Annotated in this window: 29 protein-coding genes; 15 read left to right on the forward strand and 14 right to left on the reverse strand. The window is 69.2% G+C overall.

Translation table 11 applies throughout. The annotated features are described in order from the left end of the window. Nucleotides 1-99 precede the first annotated feature (99 nt). From AB7E03_RS09015 to AB7E03_RS09035, 5 genes are all read left to right on the forward strand, one after another. On the forward strand, nt 100-924 hold the full coding sequence (locus AB7E03_RS09015) for an alpha/beta fold hydrolase (RefSeq protein WP_489941087.1): 825 nt from the start codon (nt 100-102) through the stop codon (nt 922-924). Nucleotides 925-934: 10 nt separating this feature from the next. Next, on the forward strand, nt 935-1552 hold the full coding sequence (locus tag AB7E03_RS09020) for a hypothetical protein (protein ID WP_489941088.1): 618 nt from the start codon (nt 935-937) through the stop codon (nt 1550-1552). Nucleotides 1553-1619: 67 nt separating this feature from the next. Next, on the forward strand, nt 1620-1958 hold the full coding sequence (locus AB7E03_RS09025; RefSeq protein ID WP_489941089.1) for an ArsR/SmtB family transcription factor: 339 nt from the start codon (nt 1620-1622) through the stop codon (nt 1956-1958). 1 nt (nt 1959) lies between these two features. After that, nucleotides 1960-2616 (forward strand): dihydrofolate reductase family protein, encoded by a 657-nt coding sequence (locus AB7E03_RS09030; protein ID WP_489941090.1) that lies wholly within the window; start codon nt 1960-1962, stop codon nt 2614-2616. After that, nucleotides 2613-3092 carry an SRPBCC domain-containing protein gene (locus AB7E03_RS09035; protein ID WP_489941091.1) on the forward strand — a complete coding sequence of 160 codons (480 nt, stop codon included), beginning with the start codon at nt 2613-2615 and terminating at the stop codon, nt 3090-3092. Before AB7E03_RS09030 ends, AB7E03_RS09035 begins: the two co-directional genes overlap by 4 nt. Before the next feature lie 13 nt (nt 3093-3105). On the opposite strand, the gene AB7E03_RS09040 is transcribed toward AB7E03_RS09035, so the two are convergent. Next, nucleotides 3106-3591 (reverse strand): hypothetical protein, encoded by a 486-nt coding sequence (locus AB7E03_RS09040; RefSeq protein ID WP_489941092.1) that lies wholly within the window; start codon nt 3589-3591, stop codon nt 3106-3108. Between the two features lie 88 nt (nt 3592-3679). Here AB7E03_RS09040 and AB7E03_RS09045 point away from each other — a divergent pair, with 88 nt between their 5' ends. Further along, nucleotides 3680-4162 (forward strand): GNAT family N-acetyltransferase, encoded by a 483-nt coding sequence (locus tag AB7E03_RS09045; RefSeq protein WP_489941093.1) that lies wholly within the window; start codon nt 3680-3682, stop codon nt 4160-4162. Between the two features lie 4 nt (nt 4163-4166). Here the strand turns inward: AB7E03_RS09045 and AB7E03_RS09050 are convergent, their stop codons facing one another. From AB7E03_RS09050 to AB7E03_RS09065, 4 genes are all read right to left on the reverse strand, one after another. Continuing rightward, nucleotides 4167-5309, reverse strand: a complete 1143-nt coding sequence (locus AB7E03_RS09050) for a glutathione-independent formaldehyde dehydrogenase (RefSeq protein ID WP_489941094.1) — start codon at nt 5307-5309, stop codon at nt 4167-4169. A gap of 112 nt (nt 5310-5421) precedes the next feature. After that, nucleotides 5422-5742 (reverse strand): ferritin family protein, encoded by a 321-nt coding sequence (locus AB7E03_RS09055; RefSeq protein ID WP_489941095.1) that lies wholly within the window; start codon nt 5740-5742, stop codon nt 5422-5424. Between the two features lie 74 nt (nt 5743-5816). Continuing rightward, complete coding sequence (locus AB7E03_RS09060; RefSeq protein WP_489941096.1) at nt 5817-6914, reverse strand: FAD-dependent monooxygenase; 1098 nt, start codon at nt 6912-6914, stop codon at nt 5817-5819. 11 nt (nt 6915-6925) lie between these two features. Continuing rightward, a complete protein-coding gene (locus tag AB7E03_RS09065; protein ID WP_489941097.1) occupies nt 6926-7309 on the reverse strand; it encodes a PLDc N-terminal domain-containing protein in 384 nt (127 codons plus the stop codon). 213 nt (nt 7310-7522) lie between these two features. On the opposite strand from AB7E03_RS09065, the gene AB7E03_RS09070 reads away from it, so the two are divergent. Next, nucleotides 7523-8374, forward strand: coding sequence for a G1 family glutamic endopeptidase (locus AB7E03_RS09070; protein ID WP_489941098.1), 852 nt, complete (start codon nt 7523-7525; stop codon nt 8372-8374). A gap of 7 nt (nt 8375-8381) precedes the next feature. On the opposite strand, the gene AB7E03_RS09075 is transcribed toward AB7E03_RS09070, so the two are convergent. Further along, nucleotides 8382-9794 (reverse strand): FAD-binding oxidoreductase, encoded by a 1413-nt coding sequence (locus AB7E03_RS09075; protein WP_489941099.1) that lies wholly within the window; start codon nt 9792-9794, stop codon nt 8382-8384. Nucleotides 9795-9865: 71 nt separating this feature from the next. Next, complete coding sequence (locus AB7E03_RS09080) at nt 9866-10951, reverse strand: hypothetical protein (RefSeq protein WP_489941100.1); 1086 nt, start codon at nt 10949-10951, stop codon at nt 9866-9868. Between the two features lie 174 nt (nt 10952-11125). Between AB7E03_RS09080 and AB7E03_RS09085 the strand changes: the two genes are divergently transcribed. Next, on the forward strand, nt 11126-14017 hold the full coding sequence (locus AB7E03_RS09085) for a helix-turn-helix transcriptional regulator (protein ID WP_489941101.1): 2892 nt from the start codon (nt 11126-11128) through the stop codon (nt 14015-14017). 10 nt (nt 14018-14027) lie between these two features. Here the strand turns inward: AB7E03_RS09085 and AB7E03_RS09090 are convergent, their stop codons facing one another. Beyond that, entirely contained in the window at nt 14028-14300 is a 273-nt protein-coding gene (locus tag AB7E03_RS09090) for a nickel-binding protein (protein ID WP_489941102.1), read from the reverse strand. 123 nt (nt 14301-14423) lie between these two features. Next, nucleotides 14424-15572, reverse strand: coding sequence for a lactonase family protein (locus AB7E03_RS09095; protein WP_489941103.1), 1149 nt, complete (start codon nt 15570-15572; stop codon nt 14424-14426). Between the two features lie 128 nt (nt 15573-15700). On the opposite strand from AB7E03_RS09095, the gene AB7E03_RS09100 reads away from it, so the two are divergent. Further along, nucleotides 15701-16369: a sigma-70 family RNA polymerase sigma factor gene (locus tag AB7E03_RS09100; protein WP_489941104.1), complete on the forward strand. Its 669-nt coding sequence runs from the start codon at nt 15701-15703 to the stop codon at nt 16367-16369. Then, a complete protein-coding gene (locus tag AB7E03_RS09105) occupies nt 16366-16578 on the forward strand; it encodes a hypothetical protein (RefSeq protein ID WP_441781229.1) in 213 nt (70 codons plus the stop codon). Before AB7E03_RS09100 ends, AB7E03_RS09105 begins: the two co-directional genes overlap by 4 nt. Here the strand turns inward: AB7E03_RS09105 and AB7E03_RS09110 are convergent. The 5 genes from AB7E03_RS09110 to AB7E03_RS09130 form a co-directional block, all read right to left on the reverse strand. Continuing rightward, on the reverse strand, nt 16575-17009 hold the full coding sequence (locus tag AB7E03_RS09110; protein WP_489941105.1) for an SRPBCC family protein: 435 nt from the start codon (nt 17007-17009) through the stop codon (nt 16575-16577). The two genes, AB7E03_RS09105 and AB7E03_RS09110, sit on opposite strands and share 4 nt — an antisense overlap. Nucleotides 17010-17078: 69 nt before the next feature. Next, the gene (locus tag AB7E03_RS09115) at nt 17079-17912 is read right to left on the reverse strand and encodes a class II fructose-bisphosphate aldolase (protein ID WP_489941106.1); all 834 of its coding nucleotides are present in this window, start codon (nt 17910-17912) and stop codon (nt 17079-17081) included. Next, nucleotides 17909-18943, reverse strand: coding sequence for an aldo/keto reductase (locus tag AB7E03_RS09120; protein WP_489941107.1), 1035 nt, complete (start codon nt 18941-18943; stop codon nt 17909-17911). Before AB7E03_RS09120 ends, AB7E03_RS09115 begins: the two co-directional genes overlap by 4 nt. Before the next feature lie 43 nt (nt 18944-18986). Then, nucleotides 18987-20405 carry an FGGY-family carbohydrate kinase gene (locus AB7E03_RS09125; RefSeq protein WP_489941108.1) on the reverse strand — a complete coding sequence of 473 codons (1419 nt, stop codon included), beginning with the start codon at nt 20403-20405 and terminating at the stop codon, nt 18987-18989. Beyond that, nucleotides 20402-21448: a 1-phosphofructokinase family hexose kinase gene (locus AB7E03_RS09130; protein WP_489941109.1), complete on the reverse strand. Its 1047-nt coding sequence runs from the start codon at nt 21446-21448 to the stop codon at nt 20402-20404. The genes AB7E03_RS09125 and AB7E03_RS09130 overlap by 4 nt, the downstream gene beginning before the upstream one ends. A gap of 143 nt (nt 21449-21591) precedes the next feature. On the opposite strand from AB7E03_RS09130, the gene AB7E03_RS09135 reads away from it, so the two are divergent. The 5 genes from AB7E03_RS09135 (at nt 21592) to AB7E03_RS09155 (ending at nt 26248) form a co-directional block, all read left to right on the forward strand. Then, a complete protein-coding gene (locus AB7E03_RS09135; RefSeq protein WP_489941110.1) occupies nt 21592-22380 on the forward strand; it encodes a DeoR/GlpR family DNA-binding transcription regulator in 789 nt (262 codons plus the stop codon). Between the two features lie 177 nt (nt 22381-22557). Next, entirely contained in the window at nt 22558-23718 is a 1161-nt protein-coding gene (gene solA, locus AB7E03_RS09140) for an N-methyl-L-tryptophan oxidase (protein WP_489941111.1), read from the forward strand. Continuing rightward, on the forward strand, nt 23715-24593 hold the full coding sequence (locus AB7E03_RS09145; RefSeq protein ID WP_441781216.1) for an ABC transporter substrate-binding protein: 879 nt from the start codon (nt 23715-23717) through the stop codon (nt 24591-24593). Before solA ends, AB7E03_RS09145 begins: the two co-directional genes overlap by 4 nt. A gap of 36 nt (nt 24594-24629) precedes the next feature. Then, nucleotides 24630-25421, forward strand: a complete 792-nt coding sequence (locus AB7E03_RS09150) for an amino acid ABC transporter permease (protein ID WP_441781215.1) — start codon at nt 24630-24632, stop codon at nt 25419-25421. 62 nt (nt 25422-25483) lie between these two features. Further along, entirely contained in the window at nt 25484-26248 is a 765-nt protein-coding gene (locus AB7E03_RS09155; RefSeq protein WP_489941112.1) for an amino acid ABC transporter ATP-binding protein, read from the forward strand. The last annotated feature ends 3 nt before the right edge of the window (nt 26249-26251 follow it).

The raw sequence follows: 26251 nt of genomic DNA on the forward strand, positions 1-26251 counted from the left end.
GCCTCTGGCGTGGCGCGCTTGCGCCGGGTTACGGTGACCGTGCGCCACCGTTCCGCAGCACGTCTCCCTTCACACACTTGTCGAGACCCGGAGGAAAGCATGGGCACCGTCACCACATCGGATGGCACCGAAATCTATTACAAGGACTGGGGAACCGGTCAGCCGATCGTCTTCAGCCACGGCTGGCCGCTCTCGGCCGATGACTGGGACACGCAGCTGCTGTTCTTCCTGCAGCACGGGTACCGCGTCGTCGCTGCGGACCGTCGCGGCCACGGCCGCTCCACCCAGACCAGCGACGGCCACGACATGGACCACTACGCCGCCGACCTGCGAGCCGTGGTCGAAGAGCTCGACCTGCACGACGCCATCCACGTCGGGCATTCCACCGGTGGAGGCGAGGTCGCGCACTACATCGGCACGTACGGCGAGGACCGCGTGGCCCGCGCCGTGCTGATCAGCGCCGTACCCCCGATCATGGTGCAGACCGACAGCAACCCGGGTGGCCTGCCGAAGAGCGTCTTCGACGACCTGCAGGCGCAGCTGGCGAAGAACCGGTCGGAGTTCTACCGCGCCCTCCCGACGGGTCCGTTCTACGGGTACAACCGGCCGGGCGCGGAACCATCGGAGGCCATCATCCAGAACTGGTGGAGACAGGGCATGATGGGCGGCGCCAAGGCGCACTACGACGGCATCGTCGCCTTCTCGCAGACCGACTTCACCGAAGACCTGAAGAAGATCTCGGTGCCGGTGCTGGTGATGCACGGCGAGGACGACCAGATCGTCCCCTACGCCGACTCCGGCCCGCTCTCGGCGAAGCTCGTGCAGAACGGCACGCTCAAGTCGTATCCGGGCTTCCCGCACGGCATGCCGACCACCCAGGCGGACACGATCAATGCCGACCTGCTGGAGTGGCTCCGGTCGTAGGGAGGGGCTCATGTCCTCACGTTCGCGGCGGACGGCGACGGGGATCGTCGCCGTCCTCGCTGCGGCGATCACGGCCGCCGGCGTCGCATCCACGGGCAGGAAGACACCCGGGGAGCGGATGACGCCGGTCGGCGCGATCGCCCGCGGCACAGCGGCCGGCGTCGTCGGCACGCTCGCATTCGACCTCTGGCTGTACCTGCAGTACCGGAGGGGTCGCGGGAAGGAGCCGTTCCCGGATTGGGAGTTCTCCGCCGATGTGACCGGCTGGGACACGGCCCCGGCGCCCGCACAGGTCGGGCGGCGGATCGTCGGCGGCCTGTTCGAGGCGGAGCTGCCGGACGAACGCGCCGCCTCCATGAACAACGTCGCCCACTGGGCTTACGGCCTTTCCGGCGCCGTGGCGTACGGCGTGGTCGCCGGCTCCCTGCGGCGTCCCCGGACGGGCTACGGCCTCCTGCTCGGCGTGGGGATGTTCCTCTCCGGCTACGTGATCCTGCCCCCGCTGGGCCTGTACAAACCGATCACCGAGTACGACGCGAAGACCCTCGGAAAGGACCTGGCGGCGCACCTCGTCTATGGGACGACGACGGCCGCGGTGTTCTCGTCGCTGCGCCCACACAGACGGTAGTCGGGCGGCCCCGGACGGCGCCCGGCGCCTCTTGACCGATGCCTTCTTTGTCGTAATACTTAGGCACGTGCCTAAGTATCGCGACGAGCTCGACGCCGTGCTCCGCGCCCTTGCGGATCCGACGCGCCGCGCCGTCGTGGAAAGGCTGGCGAAGTCCCCGGCAGTCGTCTCCGAGCTCGCCGCTCCCTTCTCGATGGCGTTGCCCTCACTGATGCAGCATCTGCAGATCCTCGAGAACGCGGGAGTGGTCACCTCCGAGAAGCACGGTCGGGTCCGTACCGTCAGCCTGCGACCCGGCGCCCTCGACATCCTGCACCTGTGGCTCGGCGAGCAGCGCACGCCCGCCGAGCACCACGCCGACCGACTGGGCATCCACCTGGTCCGCACCACCACGAAGGAGACCTGAAATGACTCGCGTCCGCCTCGACATGTTCGTCTCACTGGACGGCTACACCGCCTCCGACCCGGAACCCGACAACCCGATGGGAGCCGACTGGGGTCGCCTGACAGCCGCCTACGCGAAGACCCGCACGTTCCACGAGCGCGTCTTCGGCGACAGCAGCGGCGCCGGGACCACCGGCGTGGACGACGCCTACGCCGCTGGGTTCTTCGAGGGCGTCGGCGCCGAGATCATGGGGGCGGGGATGTTCGGGCTGCACACGTATCCCGACGACCCCGACTGGAAGGGCTGGTGGGGCGACCGGCCCCCGTTCGGAACCCCGGTGTACGTCCTCACCGGCACCGCCCCGCGTCCGCCCATCCCGATGGAGGGAGGGACGACGTTCCACTTCCGCAGCGGCTCCGTCGAGGACGTCCTCGCGGAGGCGGCCGCCGCCGCGGACGGTCAGGACGTACGGATCGGTGGCGGTGTGGGCACGGCGCGCGAGTTCCTGCGCGCCGGGCTCGTCGACGAACTGCACCTGCAGGTCGCACCGATCATCCTCGGCCGGGGCACGCGGCTGTGGGACGGCCTGCCCGGCCTCGACCTCACCCACGAGGTGACGTCGCAGGTGGCCGAGAGCGGCACTATCCACGTCACGTTCAGCCGAAAGGAGCGCGCATGAGCGCCGAACGCCGCCTCGCCCGCGCCGGGTTCACCCTGACCCGCGACTACCCGGCACCGATCGAGCGCGTCTGGGATGCGTTCGCCGACGAGAGTCAGAAGCTCTCCTGGTGGGGAGCCGGCGACGCCATCGAGCCGCGGGAGTGGGCGTTCGACTTCCGTGTCGGCGGGCGCGATGTCGCGGAGGGGAAGTTCCACGACGGACCGGTGTCGCGCTACGAGGCCACGTATACCGACATCGTCACGAACGTGCGCATCGTCACGACGTACGACATGTGGATCGACGGGGACCACATGTCCACGTCCGTGGCGTCGCTCGAGTTCGAAACGATCGAGGAGGGCACCCGGTTCACCCACGTGGAGCACGGCGTGTTCTTCGACCGGTTCTGGGCCGACGGACCGGGACGCGAACGGGGCACCGCAGGCCTCCTCGACGCGCTGGGCCGCAACCTCGGAGCTGGTGCGGTTCTCAGTTGATGCGAGCGCGGGGTCACGGCTGGTGCGTGATCGTCAGCTCGGGCGCGCTGAAGGGGAACGGGAAGACGACCGTGCCTCCGGAGGTGAGCGCGCTCATCGGCACGAGCATCATCCACACCAGGCCGATGAGGCCGCAGACGAGCGCGATGATCACGATCGCGGTGGCCGCGCGATCCAGGATGCGGAGCGCATCCGCTACCGTCGCCGACCGTCGGGCGATCCGGCCGATCGCGATGAACAGGATCGCCCCGAACGCGGCGTACACGATCCAGCTGGGCCGGAGGACGAGGTTGGCGCACGTGGTCTGGACCGCTTCGCCCGAGCCCACCTCGCCACCGTTGTCCGAGCAGCTGCCGGCGCTCCCGGTGCTGAGGATCGTGTAGACCACGGCGGCGCCCGCCGTCGTGATCAGCACGCGCCGCAGCCGGATCAGGATGGGTCCGGCGGGGAGCGCCGAAAGCTCTCCGGTCTCGACCGTAGTGGCCCCCGTCGTCCGCATTGCGCCCCCTAGCGTCCTCGACTGCAACGACCCTATCGAGGAGGGGTGCCGTGCATCCAGAGGGTGCTCCGACCCGTAACGTGTTCCTATGCCTCCGACGTTCACCATCCGGCGCGCCGACTTCCGCTCCGCCGCACTTCACGACTTCGTGCAGTCGCACCTCGACGACCTGGAGCCGACGGCTCCCGCCGAGAGCAGGCACGCCCTCGGCGCCGAGTCGCTGCAGTCCCCCGGGGTCCGGCTCTGGGTCGCGAACGACGGACCGGCGATCGTCGGCATGGCCGCCCTCGCCGAACTCGGGGAACCCGGCCACGAAGAGCTCAAGAGCATGCGCACCGATCCGGCCCGGCGCGGCGAAGGCATCGCCGCATCCCTGCTCGCCTTCGTGCTCGACGACGCCCGCTCACGCGGAATCGAGCGGGTCTCGCTGGAGACGGGATCGATGGAGTTCTTCGCCCCGGCCCGTCGCCTCTACGCCCGCGCCGGCTTCACGCCCTGTCCCCCGTACGGCTCGTACATCGAGGACCCGAACAGCACGTTCATGACGCTGACTCTTCAGAGATCGGCGTAGCTCGCTACGCCGCCTCGGGGTGCAGGATGACCTTGGTCCACCCGTCTTCTCGGGCGTCGAAGCGCGCGAAAGCGTCCGGCGCGGCGTCGAGGGGCAGTTCGTGGGACACGATCGTTCCCGGGTGCGCCTTGCCGCGGATGATGAGGTCGCGCAGCTCGCGGTTGTAGCGCTTCACGGGGCACTGACCTGTGCCGATCGACAGCCCCTTCTCCCACGCGGCTCCCCAGTCGAATCCGACGCGCCCCTCCTTCGCCTCCTCGTTCGGGGCGCCTGGGTCCTGCGGAACGTAGACGCCGACCACACCCAGGCCGCCCGTGGCTCGCACGACACTCACCAGTCCGTCCAGCGCGAGCTCGGGGTGCTCCTCTCCCGCCGGATCGTGCGCCTGGAAGCCGACCGCCTCGACTCCACGGTCGACGCCGAAACCGTCCGTCAGATCCATGATCGCCTGGATCGGGTCGCCGTCGGCGAGTGAGACGGCGGTGGCTCCGAACGACTCCGCCAGCCGGAGACGGTCGGGCTCCTTGTCGACGACGAAGATCTGGGATGCTCCGCGTAGTGCCGCACTGTGCGCGGCCATCAGCCCCACCGGGCCGGCGCCGAAGATGGCGATCGTCTCCCCCGGTTTCAGCCCAGACATCTCGACACCGTGGTAACCGGTCGGGAAGATGTCGGACAGCATCGTGAAGTCCGTCTCCCATTCCGTGCCCTCCGGCAGTTCGAGCAGGTTGAAGTCGGCCCACGGCACACGCAGGAATTCGGCCTGTCCGCCCCAGTACGGACCCATCTTCGGATAGCCGTACCCGGCGCCCGGGTTACCGGACGGATTCGCCCTCAGGCACGCGGAGGTGAAGCCGTTGTTGCAGTTGCGGCAGGTGCCGCACGCAAGGTTGAACGGAACGGACACCCGGTCGCCGACGTGGATACGGTTCACGCCCGACCCGACGTCGACCACGACGCCCATGTTCTCGTGGCCGTACACCATCCCCTCGTCCATCTCCGCCCGGCCCTCATAGGGATGCAGGTCGGAGCCGCAGATGTTCGCACTCGTGATCCGGATGATCGCATCCAGTGGCGACTCGATTTTCGGGTCGTCGACCTGCTCCACCGCGACCTCACGCGGACCTCTGTAAACGACAGCCTTCATGATCCATCCTCCTTGCGTCGGCTACAGCGGAACGTACGCGCGCATCAGCCGTCGTCAGCGGGTTGTGCTGGCGGATCGATCCGAGTAGTCCTGCCGGACCGGGGAGGCCGGGTCACTCTTCTTCGGCGGCCTCCTCGGCTTGCTCACCGTGGTCGACGATGTCGCCTTCGGTGAACAGGATGCCGCGAGCGGTGGTCCGCCACTGCGGCTTCGCCCTCAGCAGGAATTCGAGCTCCATGCTGAAGTGCTTGTACTCCTCCGCGAGCGAGTCCCGCATGATCGCCTGAGCCGTCGCATCCTTCTCGACGGCGATGCGCTGTTCATACCAGCCGATCGCCTCCGCCTCCTCCGACAGGCTTGCGCACATCCGGGCGAAGGTCCGGGTCTCCTCGGGCAGTTCGTTCGGTGGCTCGTGATACTGGTCGGTGGACATCGATGCACCGTCCTTCCCGGCGCCGGGCGACGCCTCTGCCGGCACCGTACGCCCACGGGATTCTGTCCTCGCGGTCAGCGGAGATGCGAGAGGAGCCTGACCGACCGGTTCCGCCATCGGATCCCCGCACCGGTCGCCGGGACCAGGAAGTGGGATGTTGCCCACGCGCCGCGCTGCGTCCGCCGGACTCGGGGGCGGTGAGACCGTTCGTACGCTTCGAAGGCGGCTGCATGATCGCCGGGATGCGAGCGGAGGGCATCGGCGAGGGCCTTCCCCGCGATGATGGCGTTGCTCGAGCCCTCCCCGAAGACCGAGAGACAGCTCGCCGCGTCACCGAGAAGCGCTACCCGTCCGCGACTCCAGGTGTCCGTGGCGATTCGGGTCACGGCATCGAAGTAGATGTCCTCCGCCGATCGCCAGCTGTCGAGGAACTCGGCGGTCAGCCATCCCGAGCGGGCGTACGTGTTGGCGACAAGTCTCCGTCCGGCTTCGGGGTCGTGGTGATCGTAGTCGGCGCTGCTCCGGAAGATGAAGGCGACCCCGGGGTCGCCGCCAGCCGGGTGAACCGCCACCAGGCGGTTCGGTTCGTTGTAGAGCAGCACCTGGCGGGGATCCCGGATGTGGATCGACGTGCGCATCGTGGCGATGAACATCCCGAACGGCCGCGCAAAGCTGCGCTCCGGACCGAACGCTATTCGTCGTACGGCGGAGTGCAGACCGTCGGCGCCGAAGACGAGGTCGAATCGTTCGGCTCCGGCACGTTCGAATTCGGCCGTCACTCCGTGCCGGTCTTCTGCGAGGGCCGTGATCGAATCGCCCCTCAGCACCCGGGTTTCGGCGGTTACCGCCTCTACCAGCGCTGAGGCCAACTCCGCGCGCGGCACCTCGAAACTGCGCCCGGCGGTCGCCGCCGCCGCCGATCGGGTGCGGATGACCGCCGTGACAATCCCCCGGCGATTCACGAAGGCCGCTTGATCCGCCCCGGTGTCCGCGGAGCGGAGGCGTCCGACGATCCCCATCGCCCGCACGATCTCCACAGCAGGCCCGCGCACGTCGACCGGGCTGCCGCTGGAGCGGTCGGTGTCGGCCTTCTCGACGAGCGTGAGCTCCCATCCGTCGCGCGCCAACCAGAAGGCGAGGGTCGCCCCCGCGACCCCCGCTCCGCTGATCAACGCCCGCTTGGTCAGGCGGCCGCCAGTGCTTTGGCCTTCAGCGTGGCGAACTCGGCCGGCGTGATCGCCCCGCTGTCGAGGAGCTGCTTGCCCTGTTCGATCTCGGCAGACGGCGAGCTGGTGCCCGCCACGGAACGGATGTACTGGTCGGTGTTCGACTGCGCCTGCGCCGACCCGGCAGCCGCCCTCTGAGCCATGCGCCCACCACGCGCGATCAGGTAGATGAAGGCCGCAAGGAACGGCACGAACACGAGGAACAGCACCCACAGCGCTTTCATCCAGCCGTTGAGCTCCGGGTCACGGAAGACGTCGATGATGACCCTGATGAAGATCGAGATGCACACGACGACGATGTAGAACCAGAAGGACCAGACAATGAAATCCCAGAAAGTCATGACAACTCCATTCACTTCGCGAAAGCGGCCATCCACCTCGCGTGGCCTGAAGCTACTTCCTGGATACGGTCTGCGGTAACCCCCTTCTTACGGCCGGAACACCGCACGGAGCGCGTTGGGACGGACGCGAGCCGCGGGCTCCTGGCGTATTGGTGTCTGCCCGCCGCCCAGGCGCAGGAGTACCTTGTGGCCGATGGGGGAAGGCGGATAGCCATGGACGACAAAAACGAGGCACAGCCGGGTCGCATTCGGCTGCACCCTCCGGCACCCGCAGGATTCGACCCCTTCGAGGCGACACCGCATCAGCTGGCCGGGCATGGACTCCCCCGGCGGCCCGAGGTGGCTAGCGAGCCCGACCTCGCCAAACTCTGGGAGCGGAAGGCAGCGCAATACCGGGACTTCGAGCACATGCACCCGGTCGTCCTCGACCCCGGGCCCGTGCCCCCAGCCGTCGGCCCGGCACTCGGACCCGACGCGATCGACTCGGCCGGCTACTCGCTCACCAGCAGCTCCGGGCCCTTCACCGCCCTCTTCCTCACCTGGACGGTGCCCGATTTGCTTTTCGACGCCGACCCGTTCGGCATCAACAGCCTGCACACGTTCGCGGGCCTCGGGTTCCTCGACGTGCACACCCAGCTCACGGTGAACGCGGCCCAGTCCGTCACCTGCTCGCTGTGGGCGCAGGGCGTCGGCACGGTCGGGCTGGCGGTGCGCCCGGGCGATGTGATCAGCGCCTCCCTCTGCCTGAACACGAATGCGGCCGGGACCGCCGCATACTTCTTCACGAACGAGACGACCGCGCGGACGATGAGCTTCAGCGTCGACACCGGATTCCCACCGGCGGTCACGGTGGACGCTGGGGTGACCCGGGACGGCGTCCTCCGGCCCGGTCAGAGTCTCGCCCGATTCGGCACCGTCTACTTCGACGAGATCAGCGCCTACAACTCGGCCGGTCACCAGTCGCTCCTGTTCGGTCAGGCGATCACGATGACGGACGGCGGAACCGTGCTCGCCACCCCGTACAAGCTCACCGACTACACCTTCAAGGTGGTCAGCGGGCGCTGAGCGCCGGTCACCCCTCGGCCTCGGGCGGGATGTTCTGGTTGACGTGGAAGACGTTGTCCGGGTCGTACTTCGCCTTGATGGCCGCGAGCCGCCGGTAGTTTCCGCGATAGGAGGCCCTGATGCGGTCGGCACCTTCGTTCATCAAGAAGTTGATGTACCCGCCGCCGGCCGAGCTCGGGTGCAGCGCCTGCCAGTAGTCGCGTGCCCATTGCGCGATACGCTCCGCGTTCGCCGGGTCGGGGTCCACTCCGACGATGACGCCGGCCCAGCCACCGTCGCGGTACGCGAAAGCAGTGGCGTCCGGCGCGACCCGGCTCACCGCGCCGTCGATCGGATAGAGGTGCATGGTCGACTTCGGAGTCGGCAGCTTCGCGCCATACTCGACATGCACGTCGATGGCCGCGTCCGGGATCTCGGTGAAGAAGTCCGCCCGCCAGTACCACTGCAGCCCCGGAGGGTAGATGGCGTCGAAGGCGCCCTGCAACGCGGAGTACGGCATGGGCTGAAGGCCGACGAGCAAGGGCGATCCGAATGTTCTGACCGGTTCGAGCACCTCATCCGCCCGCTCCGGTGCTCCGGTGTAGCACCAGACGATTGCACAGGCCTTCCGCTCCCACAACTCTTCGGGGAAAGGCGGTCCCGCCGGTATCGAGAGGATGCCGAACCAACCGTTCAGCTCCTCCGGGAGTCTCGGCAACGTCTCGCGGTACCAGCGCATAACCTCGGCGGTGTCGGCGAAGTCGTAGAGCACCGGGCCGCCGATGATCGTGCCGTGGTCGCCGATGTCGTGGCACCGGAAGGTGAACGACGTGACGACCCCGAAGTTGCCCCCGCCGCCGCGCAGGGTCCAGAACAGGTCGCTGTGGGTGTTCTCGTCCGCCGTCACGGTGGAGCCGTCGGCCAGCACCACGTCCGCGGCCAGGAGGTTGTCGACGGTGAGGCCGAAGCGGCGGGCGAGGTAGCCGATGCCGCCTCCGAGGGCCAGTCCGCCGACGCCGGTGGTCGAGACGATCCCCGCGGGAGTTCCCATGCCGGCGGCGACCGTCGCCCGGTCGACCTCGCCCCACGTGCATCCGCCACCGACCCGGATGGTGTGGGCGTCAGGCTCGACGGTGATCTCTCGCATCGGTGCGAGATCGATCACGAGGGCGTCGTCCCAGATCCCCAGACCGCCGGCATTGTGCCCGCCGCCTCGTACTGCGATGTCGAGCCCGTGCTCGCGGCCGAAGCGGACGCACGCGACCACGTCGGCCGCATCTCGGCAGGCGGCGATCGCAGCCGGCCGTTTGTCGATCATCGCGTTGTAGACGGAACGGGCCTCGTCGAATCCCGGATCGTGACGGGTCGTCAGCGTCCCGCTCAACTGCGTTGCCAGTTCTTCGAACGGCGCCGCGACGGCGCCGGGTGTGTTCGTGATCATCGTCGTTCTCCCTTGGACTCGGAAATTCGATGCCAGGGCGTGAAGCCACTATCGCAGCGTCGCGCCGGAGGTTAACTACCCACTGTCTGCAACACACGGGGATGCGCGCCCACCACCGAAGCACTGGTCGGCGTGGCCGAGCCGCGGAGGCCCATCCTGAACCGGGCCCGCAACTCCTCGCCTCCTGCCGAGAAGGTGTGAACCATCGGCCTGGTGCGGACCAGGGAGGGGCCGGTGATCTCGATCAGCCGGCCAGTGTGCGCGTTCCGGTAGACGTAGTCGAGGTCCGGCCCTGTGAGGGTCGCAGTGAACTGCGCCTCGTCGCCGAGGCGGACCTCCGCCTTCCTCCCTGCGCCCGGGAGCAGCTCGCTCGACCAGGCGATCAGACCGTCCAGCCACGCGCGCACGTGCGCGTCGATGAGAGCCGCGAGCTCCGGTGGGAGGATGCCGTTCCGGGTCCACCCTGCACCACGCGCCGCCAGGATGGCGTCGAGCTCGTGACGGAGGTAGCCGCGTCCCGCCTCGATCAGGTCCGCCAGGCGATCCTCGGCGCCCTCGGCGGTAGCGACCTCGAACGAGATCGTGCGGGGCCAGTCGCCGTCCGCCTGGTCGAGCTCGACCGCCGCCAGCACCCGATCGCAGAAGGCCGCAGGTAAGCACGCCCGCCGACGGCACGCTCGGGTGGTCGTCGTCGCGACGGCTCCCGTCGCGTCGAGGGTCGTCACATCGAAGAAGACGGAATCGCGTCGGCTGGTCCTCCGGGCGGGGCACGGGTCGATCGTGAGCTCCTCGAGGAGGAGCTCGACGCGAGCCAGGTGACCTGTCGCTGCCCCTCCCGGGTCCCGGACGATCGAGTCCGGCTCCCCGGTCGGTGACACCTGTGACGCGCGGATCATCCCATCCGTCCCGGCGTCCGCGACTGTGGCGGGGATAGGCGGTCGCACTGCGCGTCCGCCGGGCCCCCGGCGCAACGACTCCGCGATGGCCGGGCGAAGGTCGCCGGGGACAGCCCGGAAGAAGGCGGCGAAATCGCCGACCTCGTCCAACTCGCCGTTGGCGAGGTTCCGCTCGCCGTCGAGAAGGAACGCCTCGAATGATCGCCGCCCGGACTCGTAGCCCTGGGCGGACGGCTCCGGTTGGCTCGTCGTCACGGTCATGATGTCCTCCAGGGATGGGCGCGATTCGGCGCGATGGTCCATCGGGCCGCTCAGGCCACAGGCTAGGACCGCATCCCCACCCTCGACCTGACCAGAACTGACCATCCTTGCCTCGCATCGTCTAGTCATTTCGCGCCATGGACCCGCGCAGTGTCGTCGCGCTACCCTGGGGCCATGCGGGACCGGTCCGCCACGACCCTTCCGCCACGGTGGGGAACGCCCGGTCAGCCGCCGTTCGTCGCCCGAACTGAAGAGGTCGCGGAACTCGAGATCGCGTGGTCAGACGTCCAACTGGGCGCCGGCCGCGCTGTCTTCATCAGTGGCGCTCCGGGCATCGGAAAGTCCCGCCTGGTCAGCACGGTGTGCACCGCTCTGCACGAGGCCGACGGCGCGGTCGTTCTCACCGGCGCGTGCGTACAAGACCTCGCCGCGCCGTTCGAGCCGTTCGACGGCCCTATCCGCGACCTTCTGACGATGGTCCACGTCCCGGACGGCGACCGCGACCTCGCGCGCTCCGTCGACCTGCTCGAACGGGCATTCGCGCAGCCGGTGTCGGCGGACGGTATGGAGGGCGGGCAGGCGCGTCTCTTCCAGGCGGTCAGCGAACTGCTGCTCGCGGTCGCCGACGTGCGCCCGCTGATCCTGGTCGCCGAGGACCTCCACTGGGCGGCGCCGAGCGCGTTGCGTCTGCTCTCCCGGATCGTCGCGAACACGGTCGACGCCCGGCTGCTCGTCATCGGCACCCTGCGTTCGACCCGTCCGGACCGGTCGGATCAGCTGGCCGATGTCCTCGCCGACCTCGGTGGACTGGAGGGGGTGAGGCGATGTGAACTCGCCCCGTTCACCGTCGCCGAGATCGCCCAATTCGTCAGCGTGGCAGGCGGGGTGACGGCCGACGTCGCATCCGGGTCGGCCGTGGTCCTCCGCGCCCTGACGGGCGGCAACCCGTTCCTGGTGCGCGCGACGTGGCAACGCGTCGTCGACTCGTCAGACTCCCTCGGCTCCGAGGACACCGTGGTCCTCGAACTGCCGAGTGCGACCCCCGACCTCCTGCGCTCCCGGATCGCCGCCCTGACGGGACCACAGCGAGACGTCCTGGAACTGGCGGCGGTTCTGGGCCAGGAGTTCGATATCGCCGAACTCGTGGCGGTCAGCTGTTCGACGCTGGAGGTCACGCTGTCCGCCATCGACGTCGCTGTCGCATCCGGTCTCCTCGAAGCACCGCAGCCGTCGCGCGAGACGCTCCGCTTTCCGCACGCGATCGCTCGGCAGGCGCTCTTGCAGCAGTGCTCGCGTGCAGAGGTCATGGCGATGAACGCGCTGGTCGCCCACACGCTCGAGGCCGGCTTCCCGACCGCTCCCCGCCTCGTGCAGAGACTCGCCCACCACTACACCGAGGCACGGGCTCTCGGGTACGGCGAACGTGCGGCCACCTACCTGACGAGGGCGGCCGAGGCCGCGGACGCGCGGCTGGCGCACGACGACGCCGCGCGTTCGTTCGACCGTGCGGCAGAGCTGGTCACGGACCCGTCGGCCCGGGATCGTCTCCGGCTCCGAGCGGTGCACAGCTGGATCCTGGCCTCCGACTTCGCTCACGCGCGGTCGACGGCCCTCCGGGTCATCGGGGAGGGCGACCCCCGTTCCCGCCTCCATGCGGCGATCGAGTTCGAGGAGGCATCCTGGCGACCGGGACTGCACGGCGACGAGGCACGCGGACTGCTCACCTCGGCGTTGTCGGCGATCCCGGCCGTCGAAGGCGATCCGCTGCACGTCCGCGGGCTGGCGGCCCTCGGGCGCGCCACGGCGTTCACCGGCGACCTCGACGAAGCGGCCGCACTGGGCGACCGTTCGATAGCCGCCGCCCGCCGACTCGGCGACCGCGGGGTCCTGGCGGAAGCGCTGCGCGTGACCGTGTCGCAGACCTTGGGCCCGCGAGACATCGGCGCGCGGCTCGCGCGGAGCAGGGAGCTGGCCCGCCTCGCGGGCGGCGCACACGACGAGGCCTTCGGCGCAGCCGCGTATGTGCGCAGCGCGACCTCCTATGTCGCCGGCGAGCGCGCGGAGCTCGATCAATGCGAGCTCGATCTGGCGGAGACCGCGCGCCACTGGGGTTCGTATTGGGCATACTTCGCGAGTTGCGTGCGGTTCGGGCGCTCGCTCGCGGGCGGCGAACTCGACGGGACCCGGGCGGCGATCCTGGGCATCCAGCGGGCGGAGCGCGAATTCCGGTCGGACGCCACATCCGGAGCCGGCGCATTGCAGGGCTTCATGCTCCGGCGTGAGAGCGGCGTCCTGGAAACGGTGCGCCCCTTCGTGACCGGCGACGAGTCCCCCGAGACGCGGTGGGCACCCGGCCTCCTCGCCCTCTACACGGAGCTCGGGTTGGCGGAGCCGACGCGGCGCCTCCTCACGTGGATGCTCGACCACGACCATCCCGACGCGCACCATTCCTCCGACTGGCCGGCGTGCCTCGCTTTCATGACCGAGGCCGCCGTGTGGCTCGAGGATCCGGCGCTCGCCGCCCCGCTTCATCCCTGGCTGCTCGAGTACCAGGGACTGAACCTGATGGCCGGCTACTTCGTCGCGGTGTTCGGAAGCACCGATTGCTACCTCGGCGAGGTCGAGTCCCTCTGCCGCTTCGGTGCGCCCCTCAACCGATTCGGCGCGGCCCTCGAGATGAACGAGCGAATGGGCGCGCCCCTGCATACGGCGTACGCGCTGGCGGCGGAAGCCACGTGGCTTCGGCGCGACGATCCGGCCTCAGCGACGGCCGCCGAATTGGTCTCGCGCGCACGGTCGATCGCCGAGCCCGCGCGGCTCCGGCGCGTCCTGCGCGTCCTTGGCCCGGCGCATCCAGACCACGTGCCGCGAACCCACGGGCTGACGCTGCGCGAGGTCGAAGTCCTGCGGCTGGTGGCAGAAGGACGCAGCAACAAGGAGATCGCGGCACACCTGGTCATCACCGAGAACACCGCCGCCAACCACGTGCGCAGCATCCTCTCGAAGACCGGATCGAGCAACCGGACCGCGGCGGCCATGCTGGCCCGGGAACGCGGTCTGCTCTAGCCGGTCGCGGCTAGCGCAACGGGATCAGCTGTCCGCTGGGCATGACCGTGCCCTCCACTTCGACGACCGAGTCGGCCGGCATCCCCGCCCGCGCTGCCGCCGCGCGGATCGCTTCGATCGACGGCGCCTCGTAAAGGCAGTAGCTCTTGCGATGGTCGACCGAGAGGAACGAGTACAGCCACCGCACGTCTTCCTCGTCGTTGATCAGGTTGATGCCAGGAGCGGCCTCGATCGGGATGTCGACCCGCTCGGCGTAGTTCCGTTCGATCACGAAGAACGGCATGACCGCACCCCCTTAGTGCTTGCCGCCACGATAGTCTCCATGGGCCGTTTCGCGGCTACCGGACCGCAGACGCCCCGCGAGCCCATCAGCTCGCGGGGCGTTGTGTCGTCAGAGCGGAGCAGCTCAGAGCGCTGCGATGCCCTCCCCGCCGACCGCGCCGGGAACGACGACCGAGCCGACCGAGGTCAGGCTGCCGTCGGCGTTGATCCGGAAGGCGTCGACGCCTCCGTTCGCACCGGTCTGGGCGTAGAGGTAGCGGCCGTCCGAGGAGGTCGCCGCGTCGACCGTGCCCGGTCCGGTCGGGTTCGTGCCGAGCGCCGTCAACGCGCCGCTGCCCGCATCCGTGTACCCGGAGAGGGTCGCACTGCCGGCGTTGGAGGCGTAGAAGTGTGCGCCGTCCGCGACGATCCAGCAGGTGGCCGCCTGCCCGGTCGGGGCCACGGCGATCGGGGTCACAGTACCTGTGGGCTGGATGGCGAAGGTCGCGACCGCATTGGTTCCCGCCTCGGCGACGACCAGGTGGCCGGCGGCGTCGAAGGCCACGGCGAAGGGCACCGCGCCGGGCTCCGGAGTCACCACCGGGGTCTGCGAAACGCCGCCGAACCGGTTGACCGCGAAAACGTCGATCGCGCTTCCGTTGCCCTTGGTGGTCACCACGAGCTGGGATCCGCTCGGCGTGAACGCCACTTGTCCCGGCGTGTGGGTGAATTCGGGCGTCTGCGTCGGGTCGAGTCCGAGCGACCGGTTCCAGGACGGAACGCGGACGAGGAAGTCTCCGACGCGCAGGTAGCCCTGGACCGTTCCGCCCGCGCGGGCGTTCAGCACGTAGACGAGGCCGCCGTGCGACGTCACGCTCACCGGGAAGGAACCGCCGGAGGGCAGCACTTCGAGCCGGAACAGCCGGTCCCCATCGACGGCGAAGACGGTGACGGTGTTACTGCCCGCGTTCACCGCGTAAAGCAGCCCCCGGTCGTAGACGAGGGATCCCTGCGAGGCCAGGTGGTCGACGACCGACCCCGTGAGGGCGCCGCCGAGTCCACCGGTGGAGTAGGTGCCGGCCTGATGCAGAGTCCCGTCGGGCGCCCGGTCGTAGGCGACCACGGCGTTGCCGGCGAGGCCATCGGTCTGCACGAAGACGGCTGACGTGGAATGGTTCGCGTTCAACGGTTCGGCGTTCGACTGCGCCGGTGCCGCGATCGCCGGTCCGGCGAAGAGCGCGGTCGCTGCGAGGGCGGCTGCCGCCGCGACAGCGAGACGGAATTCGGTTCTCATGATTCTTCCTTCGATCGTTCGGTCTCCGATGGGACATCGGTTGCCGAGCGCCTCGTGCGCAGTGGCGCTCCCTCGGTTAGTGACAGGCCGTCGGGGATGCTTACCGAACTGGCCGTAGCATCGGCTTCATGGATGACGGTGACGTGCGCCCCGAGCGGTGGCAGCCGTCCAGCGACGTCCGTGCGGAGACCGACCACTGGCGGCGCACGCTCACGGCGGGCGGTGCAGAGCAGCGGGATGCCGAGGGCCGCCTGTATGCGCTCCTGCTCCGGGTCGCGCAGGGCGAGGTCCGGCGACGGTCCGTGTCGCTTCCGTTCTCCGGACCGGAGCTGGATGACATCGCGCACCAGGCAGCGGCCGACGCTGTCATCGGGGTGCTCCGACGCCTCCACGAGTTCCGGGGCGAGAGCCGCTTCACCACGTGGGCCTACACGTTCGCCGTCTTCGAAGTGTCGAGCAAGGTCGGCCGCCACTTCTGGCAGCATCCCGCCGTGTCACTCGACTCCACCGGATGGGATCGGCTTCCGGACCGCCTCGGCATCTCGCCGGAGGAGGCGGGCATCGCCGACGAGTTGCTCACTGCGCTCCGCACCGCCATCCAGACGGTCCTCACCCGACGGCAACGCGAGGTGCTCCTCGCGGTGGTGGTGCAGGGCATCCCACTCGACGCGCTGGCCGTGGCACGCAAGACCACCCGTGGCGCCCTCTACAAGACGCTCTTCGACGCGCGACGGAAGTTGCGGGGCTACCTTGTCACTAATCATTATCTGGACGACGGCGGGAAGGAGACGACATGAGCGCACGAGAACGCCTCGAGCGTTTCCTGCACACCGACCCAGCCGATTCGGGCTGCGCGGAGACCATGTCGCTCATGCACGTGTTCGCCGAACTCGTCCTCTCCGGCGTGGATGCGGCAGCTCGCTACCCCCGGATCGCCGCGCACCTCGCGGGCTGCGACGCGTGCAACGAGGACTTCACGGGGCTGCTGGCGGCGCTCTCGCGTTAGTGTGCCTCGACGTGCGTTTTCAGCGCCGTCATCGTTCGCGCGCTCTCCGCCGCGGCCATCCGCACGAGCATCGGCTGCACCGCGCGGAGCATGCCGTGAGTGGTCAGTTCGCCGACGCGCGTGAGATGCGTTCCGGTGCCGGTGTCGTCGATGTCGTACCGGATGAAGGCGTCGAGGCTGCCTGACGGGCGCCGCTGGTGGAACTGGAGCGCCTGATCGGGCACGTCCTCGATGAGTTCTCCGCGCATCCGTCCGAGCATCGTCGAGTCTTCGTAGCGGCCAGACGAATCTGCGACCGGACCCGCCGTCCGCGTCCCGTGGTAGACAATCGAGCGGCCCAGCCAGGTCGGGAACGCGTCGACGGCGCGGAGTGCGGCATACACCTCGTGTGCCGGCGCATCGATGTCGATGCTGTTGGTGATCCGGACCATGGGACCAGTCCTACACCTGCGCACGGCTGCGGCGCAGCCTCCTTCTCTCCCTATCCGCCGCCGCGCCGCTCATCCCTGGTTCAGGAGATCGAGCACCCGCGCGGCCTCGGTCGCCATGGCCCGCCGACCGCGGTCGAGGTAGCGACGCGGGTCGACGACCGACGCGTCTGCGGCCAGGGCATCGCGCACCGCCGCGGTGAACACCACGTTGAACCGCGTGCCCAGATTCACCTTGCGGATGCCGGCCCGGCAGGCCCCGCGCACCACCTCGTCGCCCACGCCCGACGACCCGTGCAGCACGAGCGGAACGGGGACACGGTCACGCAGCACCCTCAGCAGTTCGAGGTCGAGGGATGCGGACTGCTCGGTCATCGCGTGGGAGCTGCCGACCGCGACGGCGAGACCGTCGACACCCGTCTGCGCGACGAACGCGGCCGCCTCGGTGGGGTCGGTGCGCGCCGTCGCCGAGTGGACGCCGTCCTTGCCGCCGACCTCGCCCAGCTCGGCCTCCACCCAGATCCCTGAGCGGTGAAGTTCCGTCGTCAGCGCGGCGGTCTGCGCGACGTTGTCGGCAAAGTCCAGCCGGGAGCCGTCGAACATGATCGAGGTGAAGCCGAGGGCGGCAGCCTCCCGGATGAGGTCGATGTCGTCCGCGTGGTCGAGCTGCACCGCGACGGGGACCGACGAGCGCCGCGCGGCCTCGAGGAGGGCCCGGCCGAACGGCGCCAGCGAACCGTGATAGCGGACCGCGTTCTGGGAGAGCTGCAGGATGAGGCCCGTCGACCGCTCTTCGGCCGCCGCCAGGAACGCCTCGACGTGCTCCAGGAGGATGACGTTGAAGGCGGCGACGGCCGTCGGCTCCGGCGAACCCAGCAGCAGCTCGTGCGGCGTGACCAGGCTCATGCGCGCACCCGCGCCCGGACCGGCCCCGTTCCGGCGCCGGACGCCTCGATCGCCCGGTCGATCGCATCCAGCTCGTCGGGGGTGAGGTCGAGGGATGCGGCGACGATCCAGTCGTCGATCTGTTCCGGCTTCCTGGCACCGACGATCGCACCGGTGACGCCCTCGAACGAGAGCGCCCAGGCCACGGCGACCGCACTCGTGGAGACGTCACGCTGCGCGCCGACCGCGGCGAGCGCATCCACCACCTGCAAGTTGCGCGCCAGGCCTTCCCCCGTGTGCTCCGGGCTGGTGCGGCGCCAGTCGGTGTCGGACAGCGAGGCCGCCCGTTCTGCCGTGAAGGCGCCGGTCAGGAGACCCGACTCCATCGGAGCGTAGGCGAGGACACCCGTGCCGTTGGCGAGGGAGGCGGGAATGACGTCCGCGGCGGCTCCCCGGCTCAGCGCCGAGAACGGGGGCTGCATCGAGTCCGCGTGCGCGATCCGTTCGGCCGCCTCGAGCTCGGCGACGCTGTGGTTCGACAGGCCGATCGCGCGAACCTTCCCGGAGTCGCGTAGCTCGGCGAAGACCGGCCAGTAGTCCTCGACCGTGTAGTGATCGAGCGGCGGCCAGTGCATCTGGTAGAGATCGATGTGCTCGACGCCCAGCCGGCGCAGGGAGTCCTCGACCTCTCGACGGATGCGCAGCGGGTCGCCGGTGCGGACGGGCTCGCCGCGCGGGTCGTCATCGTCCCAACCGAGACCGGCCTTCGTGAAGATCAGGGGCCGGTCCGCTGCTGCGAAGTCGCGGAGGACTCCGCCCACCAGCTCCTCGGCGAGTCCACGGCCGTAGACCGGAGCCGTGTCGATCCAGTTGATGCCCGCCTCGACGGCGGCTCGGGCGCTGGCCACGGAGTCGGCCTCGCTCTGCTCACCGCGGCCGGACACCCACTGCGCTCCGCCCATCGCAAGCGAGCCGAAACCCACGCGGGTGATCTCGAGGTCAGTGGTGCCGAGGCGGCGCGTCGGCAGCGGGGCTGGGCGTGAAAATGGCATGGCGGTTCCCTTCGGAGGTGGTGGTGCGGGGTGGATGCGGTGCTCAGCCCGCGACGCCGGAGAGCGCACGCTCGAACCGGTCGTAGACGCTCCGGTAGGCCGGAAGCAGCGCAGGGTCGGGGTCTACGAGGGTCGACGGCTGTACTGGGGCGGGCGTCCCGGACACGGCCGACTGGGCGATCAGCGCGGCGCCGAGGGCAGGCGCCTCGGCCTCGTGGCTGATGGAGAGAGGTGCGTCGGTGAGGTGGGCCCGCACCTGTTGCCAAGCAGGGCTCTGGCACGGGACGCCGGCCGCGAGCACGGCGGTCACCTCCGCCCCCGAAATGCCGGTCAGGGCGCGGTCGACGTGCAGGGCGGCGGATGCGAGGCCTTCGAACAGCGCCCGCAGAATCGTGTGCTCATCCGCATCCGCCGGCACCCCCAGCAACCAGCTGCGGGTGTCCGTGCCGAACCCCGGCACGAGCACCGCCCCGTCGGAGCCGACCGGGCGGGCGGCGATCGCGGTCGCCTCCTGCTCGGCCGTCTCCTGTTCGAGCCCGAGCAGCCTGCGCCAGTGCCGGTAGAGGTGGCCGGACGGCAGCTGGCGGTGCAGGTAGAAGCGCGTCCCATCCACGAACCGGCCGACCCCCAGGTCGGTAGGGAGTGGGCCGTCGGGCAGCCGGTCGACGATCAGACAGTGCGCCTCGGAGGTGCCGGCGGACACGTACAGTTCACCGTCGCCGCGCACGCCGATCCCGTAGGCGCCGCAGAAGTGATCGTGCCCGGCGAGGGTGATCGGGACCGAGCCCGGAAGGCCCCACTGCTCAGCGAGGCCCGAGGCCAGCACCCCGATCGAGGTCGCGGTGGGCACGAGCTCCGGGAGGAGCGACTCCGACCACCCGGTCCGGCGGAAGACCTCGGGCTGCCACTGTGCGGTGCGCACGTCGAAGAAGCCGGTGCGCGAGGCGTGCGAGTGGTCCACGGCGAAGCGGCCGGCAGCGGCGAGGCGATCGGCGACGTAGCCGTTGAGGGTGGTCACCGTCGCGACCTCCGCGGGACCGACATCACCGAAGGGTTGGGATGCGCTGCCCGCGATACGCTCGAACGCCCAGTGCAGCTTCGCCCACGAGAACGAGGGATCGAGCCCCGCTGCGGCGGCAGCTGCACCGCCGAGCGACTGGTTGTACCAGGTCGGCATGGGCCCGAGGGAGGCGCCCGCCGTATCCAGCAGCACCATCTCCTCGCTGAGCGACGTCACGCCGATGCCGGTGATGCGCGCACGTTCTGCGCTGCTCAGCGCGGAGACCACCTCCCCGATGCCGTCGACGACCGCAGCGAGCGTCTCATCGGCGTCGCGGAGGTCGCCGTCCGCGGACGTCGTGACCGGCGTGGGCCGCGCCACGACACGGCGCTCCCCCGTTTCGGCGTCATAGAGCAGCACCTTCGTACGCGTCGTCCCGATGTCGACGCCCAGGAAGATCATCGACGCACACCCAGCTTCTCGACGTTTCCGAGCTGCTCCGACCGAACGAGCGTGCGCGCCAGCAGGTCGTCGAGTTGCGGGTCCGGCCCGATGTCCGGGATGAGCACGGCCGCGTTCGCACTTGCAGCGGCCGCCCCGAAGCGAAGAGCCTCGGGCAGGTCGGCACCGGCAGACAACGCCGAGGCGAATCCGGCCAGGAAGGTGTCCCCGGACCCGGTGGCGTTCTTCGTCTCCACGATCGCTGCCTCGACGTGGAGGACGTCGGTCGCCGTCACGGCCACCAGCCCTTCCGCGCCCAGGGTGACCACGACAAGCGCGACGCCCGCATCGACGGTCGACCGCATGGCGGCGACGAGTCGCGCCCGATCCGTATCGTCGAACAGGTCACGGGGTGCGTCCGGCACGATGCCGTGGAACTCGTGAAGGTTGCACTTCACGGCCCAGGGCCGTGCGGCCACGGCACTCACGAGCGCCGCTCTCTCCGCGTCAACGATCACCCTCGCTCCGCGCGAACGACCGAGCTCGATCAGCCGGGCGTAGAGGTCGTCGCCGGTTCCTCGCGGGAGGCTGCCGGTGAGGATGAGGAGGTCTCCCGCCCGCAGGTCGTCCGCGACCGCGGCGGTCAGGGCGGCGGTCTCGGCGGGCGAGACGACGGGCCCCGGCTCGTTGATGACGGTCGAGAGGCGCGTGCGCTCATCCACGAGGATGGTGTTGATGCGCGTGTCGTCGTCGATCTCGGTGTGGCGGTCGCGGATCCCGAGCTTCGCGCACTCGTCGCGCAGGTACTGCCCGGTCGCGCCTCCGAGGAAGCCGTAGGCGCTGACCGGGTTGCCGAGCCGGCGCAAGGCACGGGCGACGATGAAGCTCTTCCCGCCGGCCCGCGGGCTGCTGACTGTTGCGCGGTTCACCTCGTGGGGACGGAAGTCCTCGATCTCCTCCGTGCGGTCCATCGCGGGGTTGGGGCCGACGACGAGGATCGCCGGGTGCAGACGGTCGCGGTCGCCGGCACTCTCCGTCGCGTCGTGCCGATCGAAATCCGTCATGCCTCGCCTCCCTGCAGCGCCCATCCGTTTTCCAAAGCAAACAAAGCAAAGCACAGATCGAGCAGAACCGTCAAGGACGAACCAAAACCGTAAGATGTGTTCCGCACGCTGCCATTGAGGCGGCGGCGGATGAGGGAGGCGACATGGCGGCCGAGGACGACGGCGAGCGACTTTCGGGCCCGGAGCGGCAGCGACTGCTGCTGGAGACGGCGCGCCAGCAGGGACGCGTGCGGGTGAACGCCGCGGCGAAGTCCCTGTCGGTGACGCCTGAGACCGTGCGGAAAGACCTCGCCGCCCTGCAGTCCGACGGCCTCATCCAGCGCGTCCACGGCGGGGGCATCCCGGTCGAGACTCCGGTGTTCGAGCCCGGCATCGCAGCGCGCACCGAGTGGACCGCCGAGAAGGAGCGGATCGGCCGCGCGGCGCTCGACGAGATCCCCGTCGGAGGCGTCATCTTCATCGAGGCCGGCACGACCACCGCCCACTTCGCGGAGCTGATTCCCGCGGATCTGCCGGTGACAGTGGTCACGAACTCGCTCCCGATCGCCCAGCAACTGGCGACTCGTTCGACCGCCGCGACCGTGGTCATCCTGGGCGGCCGGGTCCGCTCGGTGACTCTCGGCAGCGTGGATGCGCTGGCCATCCGGAACCTTCAGGACCTCTATGTGGATGTGGCGTTCCTGGGCACCAACGGCCTGAGCCTGGAGCGCGGGCTCACCACGCCCGATATCGCGGAGGCGGAGACGAAGCGCGCCGCGCTCAGCTGCTCGAATCGCCGCGTGCTGCTCGCCGATCACAGCAAGGTCGGCCGCGTCTCCTTCTGCCGCTACGGCGACCCGAGCGACATCAACCTGCTGATCACGGACACCGGCCTCTCCGCACAGCAGGCGGCGGAGCTCGAGTCGGCGATCGGTCGGGTCGTCCGCGTCTGACCGACGCCCGCATCGCATCCGCGTGTCGCGGAATGCTTTGTTACGCTCTGGTTACCCATTTATTTCCGCTTGACCGCTTCCGCTTTGCTGTGATTGACTTCCGTTACTTCGCGGCCGACCCCCTTCATCGGGGGCTCGACCCGAAGCAGAACCGGGTCGTTTTCAGTGAGGAGCGAAGTGGACGCGCAGGTAGGCGTAATCGGATTGGGAGCCGCAGGGAGCGCTGCGCTCTGGCGGACGGCAGCCCGCGGCGCGGAGGTGATCGGCTTCGAGCAGTTCGGCTCCGGCCACGACCGCGGTTCCTCCCACGGGTACTCGCGGGTGTTCAAGTCGGTCACCCCGCAGGGCCCGCAGGAGTCGGCGCTCGCGCAGCGCGCCGCCGGCCTCTGGCGTGAACTGGAGGAGGAGAGCGGAGAGTCCGTCCTACACATGACCGGCGGCCTCTCCATCGGAAAGCCGGACAGCCCGCTCATCGCCGGGCTGGAGAAGGTCGCCGCCGAGACCGGGCTTCCCCTCGAGTACCTCGACGAGGACGAAGTGCGCCGCCGCTTCCCCCAGCACGTTGTGACCGCCGGCGACATCGCCGTGATCGACCCGGCGAGCGGCTACATCCAGCCGGAGCTGGCCATCCGCACCGAGTGGAAGCTCGCTCAGGCGCACGGCGCCCGGGTGGTGGATGCGGCAGTGCTGGAGGTCATCCCCCAGGACGACTCCGTGCTGATCGTCACCGCCGACCGCACCTACGAGGTCGGCACGGCGATCGTCGCGGCCGGCGCGTGGCAGCGTCAGCTGCTCCCCTTCCTGCCCCTTGAGCTCACGCCGCGACGGGCGACGCTCTCCTGGTTCGCGCCGAAACCCGGCAAGGAGGCGCTGTTCACGCCGGAGGCCTTCCCCGCCTTCACGCATGAGGCCGTCGGCGAGACCGGCTGGGGCCTGCCGGAGTTCGACGAGTACCGCGTCAAGATCGGTCTCGACTTCACCGAGGGCTACGAGATCGTCGACCCCTCCGCCAACAAGAAGGAGGTGGAGGACTGGGAGCTCGCCCGGGTGCGGGCGTTCGTCGCCGAGACGCTCCCCGACCTCGACCCCGTCCCCGTCCACTCCGGCGGCTGCATGATCACCATGACGCCCGACGAGGAGTTCACCATCGGCATCCCCGCCGAGCACCCGCGCCTGGTCGTCCTCTCTGCCTGCTCGGGTCGCGGCTTCAAGATGTCGGCTGCGGTCGGCGACGTCGGCGCCGAGCTTGCGCTGACCGGGACCTCCGAAGCCGACCTCAGCATCTTCTCCCCCGATCGATTCGCCAACGAAACCATCAGCATTGGAGCAACGAAATGAAGCGACTCACGAAGGCGTCGTTCGCGGCGGCCGTCCTGGCCGGCGCACTGCTCGCCACCACCGCGTGCTCGAGCGGCTCCGGCGCGGGATCCTCCGCGTCCGCCGACAGCAAGACTTCGAAGTACGAGACGGTCAAGCCGGGCGTCCTCACCATCGTCACGAGCAGCGACCTCACCCCGTTCGCCTACATCAAGGACAAGAAGTGGGCCGGTGTGGATGTGGCGCTGGTCACCGAGGCGGCCGACAACCTCGGTCTGAAGGTCGAGATCACGGCGCACGACTTCGACACCCTCATCCCGCTGGTCGCCAGCGGCCAGGCCGACCTCACCATGGGGTCCATCGCGGACACAGACGTCCGTCGCAAGACCGTCGACTTCACGCTGCCCGACATCATCGGCAACAACGCGCTCGTCGTGCCCAAGGGATCCAAGATCAAGACGGAGGATGACGTCGCCGGCAAGAAGATCGGCATCCTGCAGTCCAGCCAGGCGCTCGAGTACGCCCAGAAGTACTGGACGAAGTCGAACATCGTCACGTTCCCCTCGAACAACGCCGCACGTCTCGCCCTCTCCGGCGGCGGGCTCGACGCCATCCTCGTCGACCCGCAGTCGGCGAAGGCGTACACCGAGCAGTTCCCGATGAAGATCGCGCTCTCGGCGGTCAACCCGGAGGACCGCGGCGGCGCCTGGATCCTCAACAAGAAGGCCACCAACCTGCGGGTCGCGCTCAACGAGCAGTTGCGCGGATTCCTCAAGGACGGCACCACCCAGAAGATCCTCGACAAGTGGAACCCCGCGGACCCGAGCCAGCCCGTCATCGACTGGCTGAAGAAGTACTACGCCGCCCACCCGTCCGACAAGTACTCCGTCGAGTAGTCCCGCCGAACACCCGGGCCGACCAAGGGAACGATCATGAACATCATCGACAGCTTCTTCAACTGGGACCAGATCACGGCGATCCTGCCCGACCTCATCCTCGTGGGCTTGCCCAACACCCTGATCCTCGCGATCGGTGCGATGATCCTGGGGAGCCTCGTCGGGATCCTCGTCGCCCTGGCGAGCATGTCGAAGCGTGCGATCCTGCGGATCCCGGCCCGGGTGTACGTCGACCTCCTCCGAGGTCTCCCCGTCATCCTGACGATCTTCCTGCTCGGGCAGGGACTCCCGCTGATGGGCGTCCGGATCTTCGGGGACAGCTCGTACCCGTACGGCATCCTCACGCTCGCTTTGATCGCCGGCGCGTACATCGCCGAGATCTTCCGCTCGGGCATCCAGGCGCTCCCCGCCGGGCAGTTGGAGGCGGCCCGGGCGCTCGGGATGCCGCACGGCATGGCGATGCGGCTCATCGTCATCCCGCAGGGCATCCGCAACGTGCTCCCGGCGCTGACCAACCAGTTCATCGCCACGATCAAGGACTCGAGCCTCGTCTACCTGCTCGGCTTCACCGTCTCCGAGCGCGAGCTGTACCGGATCGGGCAGGATGCCGCCCAGCAGACCGGCAACCTCTCGCCGCTGGTGGCCGCCGGGATCATGTACCTCATCATCACCATCCCGCTGACCTACGTCGTCAACTACATGGACAGGCGCTTCAAGACAGGCCGACGTCCCGAGAACGCCATGACCGGCGAACACGACGCCGCCAACCTGACGACCGGTGCCGTCGCGGCGACGCCCGCCGAACCGGTGCAGGGGGCGCAGCGATGACGCAGACGGAGCTCCGGCCCGACCCGACGACCACTCAGACACGACGACCGAGGACGAACGACATGCAACAGCAGACGACGGCACCAGCGGCAGTGAAAGCCGGACGCGTCACCGTGGAGGGCATCCACAAGCAGTTCGGCCCGGTGGAGGTGCTCAAGGGCATCGACCTCAGCATCGAACCGGGCGAGGTGGTCTGCATCATCGGCCCCTCCGGCTCGGGCAAGTCGACCCTCCTGCGGCTGCTCAACCGGCTGGAGGAGCCCACCGCCGGCCGCGTGATCGTCGATGACGAGGTGATCACGTCGCCGAAGACGAACATCGACGCGGTGCGCAGCCGGATGGGGATGGTCTTCCAGAGCTTCAACCTGTTCCCGCACATGACCGTGCTGGAGAACGTGACCATCTCCCTCCGCAAGGTGAAGCGCATCAGCAGGCAGGAGGCGGACCGGATCGCCCTGGAACGTCTCGCCGACGTGGGCCTCGAGCACAAGGCGCAGTCGCGTCCCGCCCAGCTCTCGGGCGGCCAGCAGCAGCGGGTGGCGATCGCCCGTGCGCTCGCGATGGACCCCGAGCTGATGCTGTTCGACGAGGTCACCTCTGCCCTCGACCCGGAGCTCGTGAAGGGCGTCCTGGATGTGATGACCAACCTGGCGAAGGCCGGAATGACGATGGTCGTGGTCACGCACGAGATGGGCTTCGCCCGCCGGGTCGCGGACCGCGTGGTCTTCATGGATGGCGGCGTCATCGTCGAGCAGGGCGCCCCGGACGATCTGTTCGACAACCCTCGGTCGGAGCGGCTGCGCCGCTTCCTTTCGCAGGTGCTGTAGGGC

The sequence above is a fragment of the Leifsonia sp. RCC_180 genome (assembly GCF_058138205.1).

Excerpts from the sequence above, each read along its gene's own strand:
- AB7E03_RS09085 (WP_489941101.1), top strand. The coding sequence starts at position 11,126 with ATGCGGGACCGGTCCGCCACGACCCTTCCGCCACGGTGGGGAACGCCC.
- AB7E03_RS09070 (WP_489941098.1), top strand. The coding sequence starts at position 7,523 with ATGGACGACAAAAACGAGGCACAGCCGGGTCGCATTCGGCTGCACCCT.
- AB7E03_RS09030 (WP_489941090.1), top strand. The coding sequence starts at position 1,960 with ATGACTCGCGTCCGCCTCGACATGTTCGTCTCACTGGACGGCTACACC.
- AB7E03_RS09015 (WP_489941087.1), top strand. The coding sequence starts at position 100 with ATGGGCACCGTCACCACATCGGATGGCACCGAAATCTATTACAAGGAC.
- AB7E03_RS09075 (WP_489941099.1), bottom strand. The coding sequence starts at position 9,794 with ATGATCACGAACACACCCGGCGCCGTCGCGGCGCCGTTCGAAGAACTG.
- AB7E03_RS09050 (WP_489941094.1), bottom strand. The coding sequence starts at position 5,309 with ATGAAGGCTGTCGTTTACAGAGGTCCGCGTGAGGTCGCGGTGGAGCAG.
- AB7E03_RS09090 (WP_489941102.1), bottom strand. The coding sequence starts at position 14,300 with ATGCCGTTCTTCGTGATCGAACGGAACTACGCCGAGCGGGTCGACATC.
- AB7E03_RS09105 (WP_441781229.1), top strand. The coding sequence starts at position 16,366 with ATGAGCGCACGAGAACGCCTCGAGCGTTTCCTGCACACCGACCCAGCC.
- AB7E03_RS09035 (WP_489941091.1), top strand. The coding sequence starts at position 2,613 with ATGAGCGCCGAACGCCGCCTCGCCCGCGCCGGGTTCACCCTGACCCGC.
- AB7E03_RS09020 (WP_489941088.1), top strand. The coding sequence starts at position 935 with ATGTCCTCACGTTCGCGGCGGACGGCGACGGGGATCGTCGCCGTCCTC.
- AB7E03_RS09110 (WP_489941105.1), bottom strand. The coding sequence starts at position 17,009 with ATGGTCCGGATCACCAACAGCATCGACATCGATGCGCCGGCACACGAG.
- AB7E03_RS09150 (WP_441781215.1), top strand. The coding sequence starts at position 24,630 with ATGAACATCATCGACAGCTTCTTCAACTGGGACCAGATCACGGCGATC.
- AB7E03_RS09080 (WP_489941100.1), bottom strand. The coding sequence starts at position 10,951 with ATGACCGTGACGACGAGCCAACCGGAGCCGTCCGCCCAGGGCTACGAG.
- AB7E03_RS09115 (WP_489941106.1), bottom strand. The coding sequence starts at position 17,912 with ATGAGCCTGGTCACGCCGCACGAGCTGCTGCTGGGTTCGCCGGAGCCG.
- AB7E03_RS09055 (WP_489941095.1), bottom strand. The coding sequence starts at position 5,742 with ATGTCCACCGACCAGTATCACGAGCCACCGAACGAACTGCCCGAGGAG.
- AB7E03_RS09100 (WP_489941104.1), top strand. The coding sequence starts at position 15,701 with ATGGATGACGGTGACGTGCGCCCCGAGCGGTGGCAGCCGTCCAGCGAC.
- AB7E03_RS09120 (WP_489941107.1), bottom strand. The coding sequence starts at position 18,943 with ATGCCATTTTCACGCCCAGCCCCGCTGCCGACGCGCCGCCTCGGCACC.
- AB7E03_RS09145 (WP_441781216.1), top strand. The coding sequence starts at position 23,715 with ATGAAGCGACTCACGAAGGCGTCGTTCGCGGCGGCCGTCCTGGCCGGC.
- AB7E03_RS09040 (WP_489941092.1), bottom strand. The coding sequence starts at position 3,591 with ATGCGGACGACGGGGGCCACTACGGTCGAGACCGGAGAGCTTTCGGCG.
- AB7E03_RS09125 (WP_489941108.1), bottom strand. The coding sequence starts at position 20,405 with ATGATCTTCCTGGGCGTCGACATCGGGACGACGCGTACGAAGGTGCTG.
- AB7E03_RS09135 (WP_489941110.1), top strand. The coding sequence starts at position 21,592 with ATGGCGGCCGAGGACGACGGCGAGCGACTTTCGGGCCCGGAGCGGCAG.
- AB7E03_RS09065 (WP_489941097.1), bottom strand. The coding sequence starts at position 7,309 with ATGACTTTCTGGGATTTCATTGTCTGGTCCTTCTGGTTCTACATCGTC.
- AB7E03_RS09130 (WP_489941109.1), bottom strand. The coding sequence starts at position 21,448 with ATGACGGATTTCGATCGGCACGACGCGACGGAGAGTGCCGGCGACCGC.
- AB7E03_RS09155 (WP_489941112.1), top strand. The coding sequence starts at position 25,484 with ATGCAACAGCAGACGACGGCACCAGCGGCAGTGAAAGCCGGACGCGTC.
- AB7E03_RS09045 (WP_489941093.1), top strand. The coding sequence starts at position 3,680 with ATGCCTCCGACGTTCACCATCCGGCGCGCCGACTTCCGCTCCGCCGCA.
- AB7E03_RS09095 (WP_489941103.1), bottom strand. The coding sequence starts at position 15,572 with ATGAGAACCGAATTCCGTCTCGCTGTCGCGGCGGCAGCCGCCCTCGCA.